The following is a 15,204-nucleotide window of genomic DNA, read 5'->3' as shown; positions in this document are numbered from 1 at the left end:
GGCTGACACTGCCGCTGACCAAACAGGTGGATCAGCAGTACGCTGAACTGCAGAAACAGGGCCAGGGCCGAATGGATACTTCCGTGCTTATTAAAGCCGTGGCACAAAAATCCCGCCAATAGTTGCCCGTCACAAAACCGTAAACCAAGCCGGCCAAGTTGCCGGCTTGGCTGCTTTTAGCGGTCGAATGGCCGCATCTGCCGCTGCTCTCTGCCGGCGCATAGTGACGTTACCTACAAAATACTCATCTAAGCGTGCAGTTATCGTATTTCGTACTAGCCTTTAAAGATCACCGCTCGGTTAGTGGAAAAATAACAATAATGCGATGGAGCCGATCGTTTCAAATTACCCTGTTTGCGCTGGCAATCTGCGTCGGCGTGGTATCGGTTTGGTATATCGATAGCCAACTAGAGCAAAACGCTCAATCTGACCCGATCGAATCGATGACCATCGGTGTCGCCAAATCGCCTTTGACATCCCCTTTCTTTGTTGCGCAGCATCTGGGTCTGTTTGCCTATCACGGTTTAAATATAGAGCTCATTCCCTGCATCGGAGGTAATAATTGTGTCAAAAGTATGTTAGCCGGTGAGCTAGATTATGCGACCGCGTCTGAATCTGTAGCGATGTTTGAGAGTTTTCACCATGATGACCTGGCGCTGTTAGTCAGCTTTGTCGAGTCGAATAACGATGTGAAATTGCTGACGCTGGCGTCCAATGGTATCTCGCACATCGGTGGTTTGCGTGACAAACGCATCGGTGTGGTCAAGGGGTCGGCTAGCGAGTTTTATCTCGATTCCACCCTGATCGCCAGCAACCTTGCTAACCTGCCAATTGAAAAAGTTGACCTACTGCCGAACGAAATGGTGACCGCCCTGCTAAGCAAACAGGTAGACGCTATTTCGGCCTGGGAACCGTTTGGGTATCTGGCCAGCCATAGAGTGGGCTCCGATGTATACAATCTGGGCGTACCTGGCGTCTATCAACTTAACTTCAACTTGTTATCACAACGAAGCACGGTAGAGCGTAACATGGCGGCGAGCACAGCACTGATTCTGGCTTTAGACGATGCCATTAACTGGATTCACGCCAATCCGGTAGAAGCGCAGCGCCTGGTCGCAGAGACACTGCAAGTGTCGCAGGATGAGCTGGAATGGACCTGGGACGACTATCTGTTTCGCTTGTCTCTTGGTAGCTCTCTGCTATCCAACTTACAACTTGAAGCTCGTTGGGCATTACAACGAAACTTGGTCACCGAACCTATGCCGAATTTCCGTGAACTGATGTTCAGTCAACCGTACCAGGTCGCGTTCAAACAGAGGATCAATCAATGATCGATTCGCTGAGGAACAAGCTGGTTGTGCTGGTGGTGGCAAGCTTCGCACTGACGGCGCTGATTATTCTGTCGCTGTTTAAAATAAGCGGTGAACAGCGCAGTATCGAGATGAAACTCAATCAGTTGGTCAATATTCAGCTCAGTGTTGACCACTTGCGCAGTCAACTGTGGGTGTTTTCTCAATACGGGGATACTGCCACGCTCAATCAGGTTGGGATGGCGCAGATGGAGCTGGCCAAACAGTTACAAAATTACGGTAGCCAGTTTGGCCCGTTAGCCAACATCGGCAAAATGAACAATAGCCTGGACCTGTTACTCAAGCAGGAGCAGAGCTTAAGCCACACAGAACAAGCTTCGACAGCGAACGAACCGATTGGCAGTATCGTAAACGCCCACGGGCTATTGCACTCGCGCTACAACGTGCTAATCCAGAATATGACAGAGGAGTTAGTGCACGCCCACCAACGAGTCTTGTCGCAAGCCGAACAGGCTCAGCAACAGGTACTGGTAATGACGGCACTGAGCCTGGTGTTCGTCTCCCTGCTGGTCAGTTATTGTGCCTGGAAAACGTTGGAAGGTTTTCAGCGCGGCATGAACGGGATGCAGCTGGCTATGCTGGAACTGTCCAAAGGGGAGTTTGGTTATCAGCAGGATCGGCGCCAACTGACGACTGAATTTGTAAAGCTGGCGGACTTTTTCGACCATATGAGCCATTCGCTTAATGAATCCATGGTATCCAAACAAGATTTGGAACAGGAAGTTAAGCGTCAAACCGAAGTGTTACGGCAACAGAAGCAGCAACTGCTGTTTTTGTCCGAACACGACCCGCTAACTAACCTGATGAACCGGCGGGCATTTGAAAAAACCTTATCCCGGGCGATCATTAACTCCAACCGCACAGGTTTGAGCCTGGCACTGATTTTTGTTGACCTGGACGACTTCAAACTGATCAATGACTCCATCGGTCATGATGCCGGTGACCAGGTATTGCGGGTAGTGGCCGAACGCCTGGTAAACTGCGTACGCGAGACCGACTTCGTCGGCCGTTATGGCGGCGATGAGTTTGTCGTCTGTTTGGATTTAATGCGTGAAAACCGCGACGTCTGTAAAAAAATAGACGAAATTGCTCTGCAGCTCAATAAACCGGTTACCCATGGCGAACGTCTTATTCATGTCGCTGCCAGCCTGGGTGTCTGCTATTACCCGCAGCAGGCCGTCAACATGCAGCAGTTAATCAAATTTGCCGATCAGGCGATGTATCTGGCAAAACACCAATCCAATTGCAAATACTGCGAACATCCTTGTGATAATCGACCGATCCAGGAGCTAAATAAAACGCAATAGCGCCCAACTCATCTGCTCTCCAATGATTTTCCCTATCCCATGGCCCACTTTTTTTGCGCCCGAACACGCTTTCATGAAACTGTTTCATGGCGCGGATGGAAACTGCTGAAAGGCTCTTTATTTGCCGTATTGGCTGTTTTTGCCCCCCGGTGGCTGTGAGCTGACTCACGTAATCAGCCGTATAAATGCTCGATACTTTCCGGCATGAAAGCGGTTTCGAGCTTGGTTCAGATTTCGAGATTAGGGGTGTTGTTTGGCAACCATCAAAGACGTATCGGAGTATGCGGGGGTTTCCCAGGCGACGGTTTCGCGGGTGATCAACGGCAGCTGCCCGGTCAATGCGGATAAAAAATTAAAAGTCGAACAAGCCATTAAGGCGCTGGGCTATCGGCCGAACTCCATTGCCCAGGCACTGGCATCCAGCCGGACCGGCAGTATTGGCATCATAGTGCCTGAACTCGGTGGGCCGTTTTATTCCGGCATTTTGCACAGCATTGAAGAGCACTTACGCCGCTATGGCTACCATGTGGTGGTAACGGCTGGTTCAAATAGCGAACAAGGCCAGCGCGAGTCGGTTGAGTTTCTGCTCGGTCGCAATGTCGATGCGATGATTCTGCATACTCAGTACTTGTCGGACGACTATTTAATTTCTTTGTCAGAGCAGGGAGTTGCAGTGGTTCTGGTGAACCGCTTTATTCCGGAAATGGCGCAAAACTGCATAGAGATTGATAACGAGTTGGGCGGAAAGCTGGCGACGGACTATCTGATTAGTCGCGGCCACACCCAAATCGCATGTATTACCGGCCCTCTGGATAAATCAGATGCACGGGGGCGTCTACTTGGTTACCGAAATGCGCTGGAGGCGGCGGGGATTGAGTATGACGAAGCACTGGTTTCAGAGGCCGGTTTCACCGAAGTGTCCGGGGTGAACGCGATGCAAAAGCTGTTAAAGCGCCATCGTGATTTTACCGCGGTGTTCGCCTGTAACGATCACATGGCCTTCGGCGCGTTTGAAGTGTTGCGTGAACAGGGTAAGTCGATTCCGGAGCAGGTATCGTTAGTGGGTTTTGACAATATTTTGTTCGCCCGCTATCTGACCCCGGGGCTGACCACCATAAACTTCCCGATTGAACAGATGAGCATAGAAGCGGTAAGGCTGGCTGTTCAGATTTTGAACCAACAACAACGAGACGTGAACTTTAAGTTATCACCCACGCTGGTGGAACGTAATTCCGTCACAGATGTATCCCATACCCTATAAAACAACAAGGATAAGATATGAAACTCAAAACTATCACTCTTGCGACCGCGATGGCTCTGGGTGCGGCAGGGACTGCCACTGCTGCCGAGCAAATCCGTTTTGACGGTTTTCCAGACTTTGACAGCAGCCTGAAAGTACTGCTGCCGGAGTTTGAAAAAGAGACCGGGATTAAAGTGGACTACCTGATGAATAACCACGGTGACCACCATAACAAACTGACCACTAACCTGGCGACGGGCTCTGGTGCCGGTGATGTGATAGTTGTTGATGTAGAAAAAATTGGTCCGTTTGTCAGCTCGGGCGGCCTGGTGAACTTATCCGAAAAATACGGTGCGGATAAATTTGAAGAGAGCTTTGCCGCTTATGCCTGGGCACAGGGTAAAGGCGGTGATGGCGACATGTACGGTATTCCGGTCGATCTGGGTCCTGGCGTGATGTACTACCGTACCGACCTGTTTGAAAAAGCCGGCGTTGACGTCAAACAAGCGATTAAAGACTGGGATTCTTACATCGCAGCCGGTGAAGCGCTGAAAAAACAGAATGTTCAGCTGATCGCGTCTGCCGCCGACGTGGCGCAGGCGATCATCTTTACTACCGTGCCAGAAGGTGAAGGTCTGTACTTTGATAAAGACGGTAACCCAGTGGTGACGTCTGAGCGTTTTGTCCACGCGTTTGAAGTAGCGAAACAGATTCGCGACAAAGGCCTGGACGGACGCACTCTGGCCTGGACCAACGAATGGTACGAAGGCTTCCGTAACGGCACTTTCGCCACTCAGCTGTCCGGTGCCTGGCTGCTGGGTCACCTGAACAACTGGATTGCACCTGAAACCAAAGGCAAGTGGCGTGCAGAGCACCTGCCAGACGGCATTTACGGTAGCTGGGGCGGTTCGTTCCTGTCTATCCCGACTCAGTCTGAGCACCAGGATGACGCGTGGAAGCTGATCGAATACATGACAACTCGTCGTGATATTCAGCTTAAGCACTTCGAAACTATCGCCGCTTTCCCGGCCAACGTCACTACTTACGACGACCCTATGTTCAACGAGAACATCGAGTTCCTGGGCGGTCAGCAGGCTCGTCAGTTGTTCGCTGAAGTGGCCAACAACATCAAGCCGGTTCAGCCAGCGAAAGGTGACCACGTAGCGCGTGCCATCATTCTGGAAAACGCTTTGATGGAAGTGCTGGATGAAGGCAAAGACATCAAAACAGCCCTTAAAGAAGCGGAACGTATGATTAAACGTCGTACCCGCAACATGTAATTCCTATCTACTAAGCTATACGTTGGAGGCGTGGAGAGCGCCTCCAATTCAAGAGGTTATCACTATGAACCAATCCGTGGGTAGCGTTATGGAAGCTTCTAAGCGTAAGAGTTTTTTTTCTGACCTGAATTTGAAAGCGCTTACACCTTATGGGTTCCTGATCCCATTTCTGATTATCTTCTCAGTGTTTGGGATTTTCCCGCTGCTGTTTTCTATCTTCCTCTCTTTTCATGAGTGGAACCCGGTCGAAGGCCTGGGTGCCATGCAGTATGTCGGGGTGGAAAACTACCATATCGCCCTGACTGACCCCTGGTTGTGGCGCTCGCTGAAAAATACCTTGTGGCTGGCGATCACCTCTGGCGTGGCTCAACATCTGGTGGCGATTCCGGTGGCGTATATCCTGGTCTCCATGGCTGATCGCATGCGCCACTGGCTCACATCTGCCTACTTCCTGCCATACATCACCTCGACCGTCGCGGCAGCGCTGATCTTCTTCAACATGTATTCACCTAACTCGGGCATTATCAACCAGAGCCTGATGGCGCTGGCCGACAGTTCGCTGTTTGGCTGGGCGTTTGCCTGGGTAAATGATTTCCAGCCGATTCGCTGGCTGGATGATGCCACCATGATCAAACCGTCAATTGCGTTTATGGTGTTCTGGAAATACACCGGTTTTAACATCGTCCTTTACACCACCGGTTTGATGACCATTCCGAAAGATATCCTGGAAGCGGCCCGTATGGACGGTGCCAACGCGCTGCGTCGTTTCTGGCATATCTCGCTGCCGATGATTCGTCCGTTCATATTCTTTGCCGTCACTATGACCATCATAGGTAACCTGCAGTTGTTTGAAGAACCGTTTGTGCTGACCCGTGGTACCGGCGGTACCGGCCAGTCGGGCCTGACCATCTCCATGTACCTGTACAAAGTGGGTTGGGAGTGGCTGGAAATGGGAACGGCGTCGGCCATTTCCTGGCTGCTGTTTATCCTGATCGCCCTGTGTACTTCGATTCAGTTCATCTTCTTTGGCAAAAAAGGTTTAGGAGAGCAATAACATGTCTATTCAAGCACTTAAACCGAGTGATCGCACTATCTCGATCATGACCAAACTGGCGATGGCGGCGCTGGCAGTGGTATTGATTGTCTCGGCACTGATGACGGTATTCCCATTCCTCTGGTCGGCGCTGCTGTCGACCCGGGACCGTACCGAGATTTTTGGCACCGGCATCAGCTTTGCGATCGGTGACAGCCTGGCGGTGAACTACGCCAAGCTGTTGGAAATCATGCCATTCTGGCAGGCGATGTTTAACTCCGTCTACGTGGCCTTCCTTGGCACCACCATTTCACTGCTGTTCTGCAGCATGGGCGGCTACGCGTTTGCCGTGTATCAGTTCCGTGGCAAGAACCTGCTGTTCGGTATGCTGGTCGGTTCGATGATGATCCCGCCGGTACTGAGCCTGATCCCCTACTTTATGATCGTGAAATTTTTAGGCCTGCTGGATAACCATATTGCGGTCTGGCTGCCATTCACTACCACACCGTTTGGTATCTTCCTGATGCGTCAGCACGTGGTGGCATCGGTACCGAAAGAACTGCTGGAAGCGGCCAAGCTGGACGGTGCAGGTGAGTTTCGCACTTACTGGAGCGTGGTACTGCCGCTGATGAAACCGGCCCTGGCGACCCTGGCTATCGTCCAGTTCGTCTTCTTCTGGAATATGTTTATGCAGCCACTGGTGGTACTGACCAGTCCGGAAAACTATGTGATTACCCAGGCGCTGCGAAGTGTGCAGGGGATACCGAACACGCCGTGGGGCGCCGTGATGCTGGGTACTACCATATCGATCCTGCCGCTGGTGACCACTTATCTGTTTGCTTCGAAACAGATGATCAGCGGCCTGACCTCCGGCGCAGTGAAAGGTTAATTGGTGGGCCCATCCACCCGAGTGAAATGAGCACAGCTCAAGACTAATTTAGCACTGCATGCGCAGAGCGCGTGCAGGGAGAACAAGACAATGGCAAAAGTAGAATTTAAAAATATCAAAAAAGCATTTGGTGATGTACAGGTGGTAAAACACTTCGATTTCACAGTCAACGATGGCGAGTTCGTGGTGTTCCTGGGACCATCCGGTTGTGGTAAGTCGACCACGCTACGTATGCTGGCCGGGCTGGAGTCCATCTCTGCCGGTGAAATCTATGTTGGCGGTAAGCTGATGAATAAAGTGGATGCCAAAGACCGTGACCTTGCGATGGTATTCCAGAGCTATGCCCTCTACCCACATATGACCGTGTACGAAAACATCGCGTTCGCCCTGAAGCTGAAAGGCATGGCCAAACCGCAGATTGACGCCGAAGTGCGCAAAGCGGCCAAAATGCTGGAACTGGAGCCGCTGTTAGACCGTAAGCCAAAAGAGCTGTCCGGTGGTCAGCGTCAGCGGGTGGCGATGGGCCGCGCCATGGTGCGCACACCGAAGGTATTCCTGTTCGATGAGCCGCTATCCAACCTGGATGCCAAACTGCGTGGCGTGATGCGGGAAGAGATTAAGCAGCTGCACCGTGAGCTGAAAACCACCACCATCTACGTGACCCACGACCAGATCGAAGCCATGACCCTGGCAGACCGAATCGTGATTCTGAAAGACGGTTACGTTGCTCAGGTTGGCACACCGACCGAGGTATTCCAGCGCCCGGCCAACAAATTTGTGGCGCAGTTTATTGGTAACCCGTCAATGAACATGCTGAGTGCCAGTGTGGCCAATGCCAATGACCAGTGGCAGCTGCAACTGGGTGATATCACGCTGGAGTTGCCACAGCGTTTTCAGGCTAAAGCCCAGCATAATCAAGCGGTGAACTTTGCCATTCGGCCAACCGATATCCATCTGCGTGCCGAGCAGATTGACCACGACCGGGTATTGCCGCTGCCGGTGAAAATTCTCGACAAAGAGCTGCTTGGTGCCAGCATTTTGCTGAAAACCGAAGTGGCAGGCCAACCTCTGACGGTAGAAACCCAGGCGGCCGAAGTGGATGTTGATCAGGTTACCCTGTACCTGGATCTTGACGCCCTGCACCTGTTTGATCTCGAAAGCGAGCAGTCGCTGGCGCAGTTCTGAGCCCCAGCGGGTGTCGATGCGTTCACCTGTCGCCGCCCGCACTTCATTTTTTATTGGCAAAGGCTAAGCCAGTTACAGCAGCAGCCGGTTGAATGGCTGCGGCTAACCAATTTTGTCGGAATCTAAATACTATGAATCAACAAGACGTCGCCGCTTCAGATGTATCAGGTCAGTTTGTCGATCTTGATGGCCAACGCTACTACCAAATTCGCAATGTTGACCGCATGGCGCCCTTTTTTATCAGCCTGGTCTCTTCCAGTAACCACTGGCTGTTTATCTCTTCAACAGGTTGCCTGAGCGCAGGACGTATTCGGCCGGAAAATGCGCTGTTCCCGTATCGTTCTGTCGATCATATTCATGAAAACGCAGAAAATACCGGCGCCAAAACGGTACTGCGGGTAGGTAACGGAGACCACTGGCAGCTGTGGGAACCGTTCAATCTGCAACACAATGGCCTGTATCAAGTTGAGCGCAACCTGTATAAAACCACCACCGGCGACCAGCTGTTGTTTGAAGAGATCAACCACAGTTTGCAGTTGCGCTACCGTTATAGCTGGCGTACCTGTGAGCCGTTTGGCTTCGTGCGTCATGCTGAGTTAACCAACCTGGCTGATGGTACGCGCGATATCGAACTGCTGGACGGGCTGCAGAATCTGCTCCCTTCCGGTGCGCCGCTGGCCGCGCTGCAAACCCGCAGCGCACTGGTGGATGCTTACAAGTGGAACGAGCGGATAGACGATACCTCACTGGCGCTGTACACCATGTACGCCCAACTGAGCGACCGTGCCGAGCCGGCGGAATCACTGCTGGCGACCACGGTATTTAGCGTAGACAACGACCCACACCAAATTCTGCTCAGCAGTCAGCAGCTTGCTGCATTCCGTTCGGGCCTGGCGATAGAAGCGGAAACCCTGACCCGTGGCTTGCGCGGCAGTCACTTTATCCACAAACGTATCGAACTCGCAGCTCGGAGCAGTAACCAGTGGTACCAGGTCGCCGATTTAGACCAGGATCATAGCCGGGTCAGTGAACTGATTGCGCTACAAAACCAGACTGAGCAGCTAGCGGAGACGCTTGAGCTGGCGATCAGTGAAAATCAGCAGCAGTTAATTCAACTGATGTCCGGTGCGGATGCCTGGCAACTGACCGAAGATGAAAGCACCAGCGTGCATCACTATGCCAACGTGCTGTTCAATAATATGCGTGGTGGTGTGTTCGAGCATCACTACTGGCTGGACAAAGCCGATGTAGTGGCGAGCATTACTCAGGCAAATGCACGGGTTGCGGCACGCCATCAGGCTCTGTTGGCCTCACTGCCGACCACTTTTACCCAAGCGGAACTGGTGATGAAAGCCAAAGCCAGTGGTGACGCTCAGCTGCAGCGGCTGGCTTACGAATATCTGCCGCTGACCTTCGGCCGCCGCCATGGCGACCCAAGTCGCCCCTGGAACCATTTTGAAATTAAACTGCGTGACCAGGATGGCAAGCGTCTGCTCTCTTACCAGGGCAACTGGCGCGACATATTCCAGAACTGGGAAGCGATAGCCCTCAGTTATCCTAAATACATCGCCAGCTTTATCGCCAAGTTTGTCAACGCGTCGACCGCTGATGGCTACAACCCTTATCGGATCACCAAGCAGGGTATCGACTGGGAGATCATGGATCCGGATGATCCCTGGAGTAACATTGGCTACTGGGGTGACCACCAGATCATCTACCTGCTGAAGTTTTTAGAACTGGCCGAGCAGTTTAATCGTCAGGAACTGAATCAACTGCTCGAGTCGGAGTGTTTCAGTTACGCCAATGTGCCGTACCGGCTGGCCGAACTGGAACAGTTGCTGCGCAATCCGAAAGATACTGTCAGCTTTGATGACCAGACCCAGGCACTCACCGAACAACGGGTGTGTGAGTTGGGTAGCGACGGAAAACTGCTGCTTAACGCAGCCGGAGACGTTTACCAGGTTAACCTGACCGAGAAGGTACTGGTGCCGCTGCTGGCCAAGCTGAGCAACCTGGTGGTGGACGGCGGTATCTGGCTCAACACGCAGCGGCCAGAATGGAATGATGCCAACAACGCCATCGTCGGGAATGGTTTGTCGATGGTGACCCTGTATTACATGCGCCGTTATGTGGCCTTTTTGCAATCCGTAATCTGCCGCGCTGGCAGCAGCATCTCCCTGTCGAATGAGGTGGCTGACTGGATTACCGATCTGTCAGCGAGACTACAGCCACTGGCTGAGCAAGTCGGGCATGAAACCCTGTCGCCAGAACAGCGCATGGCCGTGCTGCGCGATTTGGTCGGTTGTGGCGATCGCTATCGTCGCCGGGTCTATCAGCAAGGCGGTTTCAGCGGTAAAACCCGGTTTGAACGCCAGCACATAGAGCAACTGCTATCGTCAACGCTGGCCGTGCTGGATGCCTCGATAATCAATAACCAGCGCAGCGATGGCCTGTATAACGCCTATAACATCGTCAGCTTTGATCAGCAAAGCCTGCAAATCGAGCCGCTTTACCCTATGTTGGAAGGTCAGGTCGCCGTGCTTAGCTCAGGACAGTTAGATCCCAAACAGGCGGCTAGGCTGTTGGATACCTTGTTCAAGAGCGACATCTACCGGGCCGATCAACACAGCTTTATGCTCTATCCCGATCGCCAACTGGTGCGGTTTATGGATAAAAACCGCATACCGGAATCGGCGCTGGAAAACAGCGCACTGCTGCAACAGATGCTCAATGCGGGTGACGAGCGCATTATTAAGCGCGACTTGAGCGGCCAGTTGCGTTTTCGGGCAGAGTTTAACAATGCCCAATCGCTGCAGGCGGCCATTGACTCGCTGCAGGCAGAATACCCGAACGCCAATCCACAAGAGTGGCAGCAAGTGCTGGCCTGCTATGAGCAAGTGTTTAATCACAAAGCCTTTACCGGCCGCTCCGGCACCATGTTTGGCTACGAAGGGCTGGGTTGCATCTACTGGCACATGGTGTCTAAGCTGCTGTTGGCGGTGCAGGAAAACTACCAGCAGGCGTTTGAGCTCGATCCAACCAGCGAGCTGTGCCAGCAGCTGTGTGAGCAGTACTACCGGGTCCGGGCCGGGATCGGCTTTAACAAATCGCCGCAACACTACGGCGCGTTCCCGACTGACCCATATTCACACACGCCAAAGCACGCCGGGGCCCAGCAGCCGGGCATGACCGGGCAAGTGAAAGAAGAGCTGATCGCCCGTTTCCGCGAACTGGGGCTGGTGATCCGCAATGGTGTGATTGAATTGCATCCACAGTTGCTCAGCCGCGATGAGTTTCTGACTCAGGCGAAGCCGTTTCACTATCTCCGCTGGGATAACCAACCCGCGCAACTGAACATAAACCGGAATGAACTCGCTTTTACCTACTGTCAGGTGCCGTTTGTCTACCGGGTGACAGAGTCGGATGACGCTGTAGTCACGGTACATATGCAAGATGGCAGTCAGGTCACGTTGAGACAACTGACACTGCCAGGGCACATCGCCAGTGCGTTGTTTGAGCGCAAAGGTTTGGTTCATCAGGTCGAAGTACAGCTACCGTCTGGTCAGCTGCGTGCGTGGTAACTCACTGAACGGTCAAGCATTGGAATCCATTATGACTATGAAAACAGAATTCAATACCCCTTATTTTGCAAAGTGGCCCAAAATTGAATCTGCTATCGCCGTCGATCCGGATATCGAACAGCGGGTTGCGGCGATTGTGGCTCAGATGACCCTGGAAGAGAAAGTCGGCCAGATGATCCAGCCAGAAATCCGCGATGTAACGCCACAGGACATTATCGAGTTTAAAATTGGTTCGGTGCTGAATGGCGGCGGCTCCTGGCCCAATAACAACAAACGGGCTCCGGCGAGTGAATGGGTGCTGAAAGCCGATCAATACTGGCTGGCGACCGAGCAGATGTTTGCCGGGCGTCCGTTCCGGATTCCGTTTATGTGGGCGACCGATGCGGTGCACGGCCACAATAATGTTTATGGTGCGACGGTGTTTCCCCATAACATCGGACTGGGCTGTGCCCGTGAGCCGGAACTGATCCGGCGCATTGGCCGGGTTACGGCACTGGAGATTGCGGCCACCGGTCTCGACTGGACCTTTGCCCCGACCGTCGCGACACCGCGAGATTTACGCTGGGGCCGAACCTATGAAGGCTACTCGGAAGATCCGGAGCTTGTTTACGCTTACGCCAGTGAAATGGTCCACGGCCTGCAGGGAGATGCCGAGCAACTGCAGGGTGAATTCCACGTGATCTCCAATGTAAAACACTGGGTGGGTGATGGCGGTACCGCAACCGGCGTGGATCGCGGCATCAACCATTACAGTGAAGAGCTGCTGCGTAATATCCATGCGATGGGTTATTTCAGTGGACTGAATGCCGGTGCCCAGGTAGTGATGTCGTCCTTCAACTGCTGGGATAATCCGGCTAATTATGACCACGCGCCGCAGCAGCCAGGTGAGTACAATTTTAAGATTCACGGCAGTAAGTATTTACTTACCGATGTGCTGAAAGACCTGATGGGTTTTGACGGCTTAGTGGTGACCGACTGGCACGGCCACGCCGAAGTGAGCAAATGCAGTGACGGCGACGCGACCTATGCCATCAATGCCGGTAACGATGTGCTGATGATCCCGGTTGGTGTTCATTGGCGAGCGGCCTACCGGAAAACCCTGGATGATGTACGTTCCGGCGTGATTGCCCAGAGCCGCATTGACGATGCCGTCACCCGGATCCTGCGGGTGAAAATGCGCGCCGGCTTGTGGCAAAAGCCGATGCCATCCGAGCGCGCCTGTGCCGGAGAACAGCAACTGATCGGGGCGCCGCAGCATCGCGCACTGGCCAGAGAGGCAGTACGCAAGTCTCTGGTGCTGCTGAAAAACAATCAAAACCTGCTGCCACTGTCTCCAAACCAGAGGCTGATTCTGACCGGCAGCGCCGCCAACGATCTGCAAAAGCAGTCCGGTGGCTGGAACCTGACCTGGCAGGGCGATGAAAACTGTCTGGAGGATTTCCCTGGCGCTACCACACTGAAAATGGCGCTGGAAGCGGAAATGACGCCGGACTCGCTGATCTTCGATCCGGATTTAACCCGCGACTATCAGCCAGGTGATGTCGCAATCGTTGCGTTTGGCGAAGACCCTTACGCTGAAATGATGGGGGATATCAAAGCCTGGCAGAGCCTAGAGTTCGCCACGCTGAAACGAAGCTATGCGGCCGACAGCGCCAAGATCCGCCAGCTTCATCAGCAGGGCGTTAAAGTGATCGGGCTGTTTTTCAGTGGCCGACCGCTCTATCTCAATCAGGAAATCAACCAGTGTGAAGCCTTTGTGGCAGCGTTCCTGCCGGGCAGCGAAGGTCTGGGCCTGACCGACGTACTGCTGGCCGATGCACAAGGGCAAGCCAGGTTTGATTTCTGCGGCAAACTCTCGTTCAGCTGGCCGAACAAAAAGCGCAGTTGTACGGTTCATCGCATACCACCGCACATTCCGGGTTATCAGCTGGCGGACAATGAACAGTCGCCAACGGGGGAGCACGCGCCGCTGTTTGAGTATGGTTACGGATTGACTTATCTCGACGGGCAACCGGAACGCGACCTGGATAATCTGACTCTGGATAACGAGCAGAATGACCAGAGTGGCCAAGCTTATGCCGCTACCCACCTTTACGGAGTGTTGGCCACGATAGGTGACTACCAGTTAAAAGTGGCCGATCAGCAACACCTCGGTGGTGTGGATGTGTCGCGCAACAATGTGATGACCTTGTCAGACCTCAATACCAAGCCGTATAACTACCTGCAGCAGCAGGATTCAGTCGAACTGAACTTTAACGGCGGTTACTGCGCAGCGTATGTAGAAACGGGTGACGGCAAACCAGAAGACCTCAGCAGTTACGCCAACCACAACGGTAAAATCTGCTTTGAGCTGAAAGTGCTGCGCGCCTGCGAGCAGCCGGTCTACCTGGCAGTGCAGAAAGGGGCGTCGTTTGAGCAGCAAACTGAGCTGGCTCGGGTTGATCTCAGCCAATGGACTCGAGAAGCCCGCGAGCAGTTTGTCCGCATCGAAATTCCGTGCCAGCAGTTCGTCGAGCAGGGCGTTAATTTCGCATATCTGGACGTACCGTTTATGCTGTATAGTGACGGCCCGTTCCATGCGGTGTTAGCCAACGTTAGCTGGGATGCTCCGATTGATTGATCTCTGGCCTAAAGGTAGCCCAAACTGTTTAGATGAGTAGCAAAAACAACCGACCAACTGTGTATGATGTCGCCAGACTGGCTGGGGTTTCCCCCAGCACGGTGTCGCGGTTTTTGAATCGAACCACTTTTGTCTCTCAGGAAAAGAGCGACAACATCGAACGGGCCATTCAAAGCTTGGGATACAAACCCAGTTACCCGACACCGACATCAGTGAAAAAACGATCCATGACAGTGGGCGTGTTGATCCAACACACCGAAAGCCCGCACTCCAACCGGATACTCAACGACATGGAGAAAGTGCTGATCGCTCAGGGATACTCTCTGGTTATCGCCACCGGACACTGGAATAAGCGGATTGAAACTCAGGCGCTGGAATACTTGGCGAACAGTCGGGTAGATGGCGTGATCATAGTCACCGGCAGCCTGATGCCAGAGCAGATCCTGGCGTTCGCAGCAGACATTCCGGTAATTGCGGTCGGTTATGATGTGCAGGGTGAAAATGTTCGCTCGATCAACCTGGACAACGTGTTGGGTGGCTATATGGCGACCCTGCATTTGCTGCAGCAGGGGCATATGAATATCGCCCATATTAAGGGCATGCCCAATCAGCCTGACGCCTTTTTGCGCGGCATAGCGACTGACTTCTTCGATGTCAAAATCGGGGTAGGGGGTGGTGAAGCTAAAGTTGTCTTTGGCC

Annotated in this window: 10 protein-coding genes and 1 pseudogene; all 11 read left to right on the top strand. The window is 53.1% G+C overall.

The window, feature by feature from the left end; genetic code table 11:
• Nucleotides 1–122, top strand: a pseudogene (locus ACQY6F_RS16050) (NAD(P)-dependent oxidoreductase); the annotation flags it as partial.
• Nucleotides 123–320: 198 nt separating this feature from the next.
• The gene (locus ACQY6F_RS16045) at nucleotides 321–1,331 is read left to right on the top strand and encodes an ABC transporter substrate-binding protein (RefSeq protein WP_428775838.1); all 1,011 of its coding nucleotides are present in this window, start codon (nucleotides 321–323) and stop codon (nucleotides 1,329–1,331) included.
• On the top strand, nucleotides 1,328–2,677 hold the full coding sequence (locus ACQY6F_RS16040; RefSeq protein ID WP_428775837.1) for a diguanylate cyclase domain-containing protein: 1,350 nt from the start codon (nucleotides 1,328–1,330) through the stop codon (nucleotides 2,675–2,677). Before ACQY6F_RS16045 ends, ACQY6F_RS16040 begins: the two co-directional genes overlap by 4 nt.
• 253 nt (nucleotides 2,678–2,930) lie before the next feature.
• On the top strand, nucleotides 2,931–3,938 hold the full coding sequence (locus ACQY6F_RS16035) for a LacI family DNA-binding transcriptional regulator (RefSeq protein WP_428775835.1): 1,008 nt from the start codon (nucleotides 2,931–2,933) through the stop codon (nucleotides 3,936–3,938).
• A gap of 17 nt (nucleotides 3,939–3,955) precedes the next feature.
• Nucleotides 3,956–5,197 carry an extracellular solute-binding protein gene (locus ACQY6F_RS16030; RefSeq protein WP_428775834.1) on the top strand — a complete coding sequence of 414 codons (1,242 nt, stop codon included), beginning with the start codon at nucleotides 3,956–3,958 and terminating at the stop codon, nucleotides 5,195–5,197.
• 64 nt (nucleotides 5,198–5,261) lie between these two features.
• Nucleotides 5,262–6,251 carry a carbohydrate ABC transporter permease gene (locus ACQY6F_RS16025; RefSeq protein ID WP_428775832.1) on the top strand — a complete coding sequence of 330 codons (990 nt, stop codon included), beginning with the start codon at nucleotides 5,262–5,264 and terminating at the stop codon, nucleotides 6,249–6,251.
• 1 nt (nucleotide 6,252) lies between these two features.
• Nucleotides 6,253–7,119, top strand: coding sequence for a carbohydrate ABC transporter permease (locus tag ACQY6F_RS16020; RefSeq protein WP_428775830.1), 867 nt, complete (start codon nucleotides 6,253–6,255; stop codon nucleotides 7,117–7,119).
• Between the two features lie 90 nt (nucleotides 7,120–7,209).
• The gene (locus ACQY6F_RS16015; protein ID WP_428775828.1) at nucleotides 7,210–8,304 is read left to right on the top strand and encodes an ABC transporter ATP-binding protein; all 1,095 of its coding nucleotides are present in this window, start codon (nucleotides 7,210–7,212) and stop codon (nucleotides 8,302–8,304) included.
• 131 nt (nucleotides 8,305–8,435) lie between these two features.
• Complete coding sequence (locus ACQY6F_RS16010; RefSeq protein ID WP_428775827.1) at nucleotides 8,436–11,885, top strand: hypothetical protein; 3,450 nt, start codon at nucleotides 8,436–8,438, stop codon at nucleotides 11,883–11,885.
• Between the two features lie 31 nt (nucleotides 11,886–11,916).
• Entirely contained in the window at nucleotides 11,917–14,505 is a 2,589-nt protein-coding gene (locus tag ACQY6F_RS16005) for a glycoside hydrolase family 3 N-terminal domain-containing protein (protein ID WP_428775826.1), read from the top strand.
• A gap of 32 nt (nucleotides 14,506–14,537) precedes the next feature.
• On the top strand, nucleotides 14,538–15,204 hold a 667-nt coding region (locus tag ACQY6F_RS16000), incomplete at its 3' end, for a LacI family DNA-binding transcriptional regulator (protein ID WP_428775824.1).

It is taken from the genome of Vibrio sp., assembly GCF_050299255.1.
In the GTDB taxonomy this organism is placed as follows: Bacteria; Pseudomonadota; Gammaproteobacteria; order Enterobacterales; family Vibrionaceae; genus Vibrio.
This window is presented reverse-complemented; position numbering and strand designations above follow the sequence as displayed.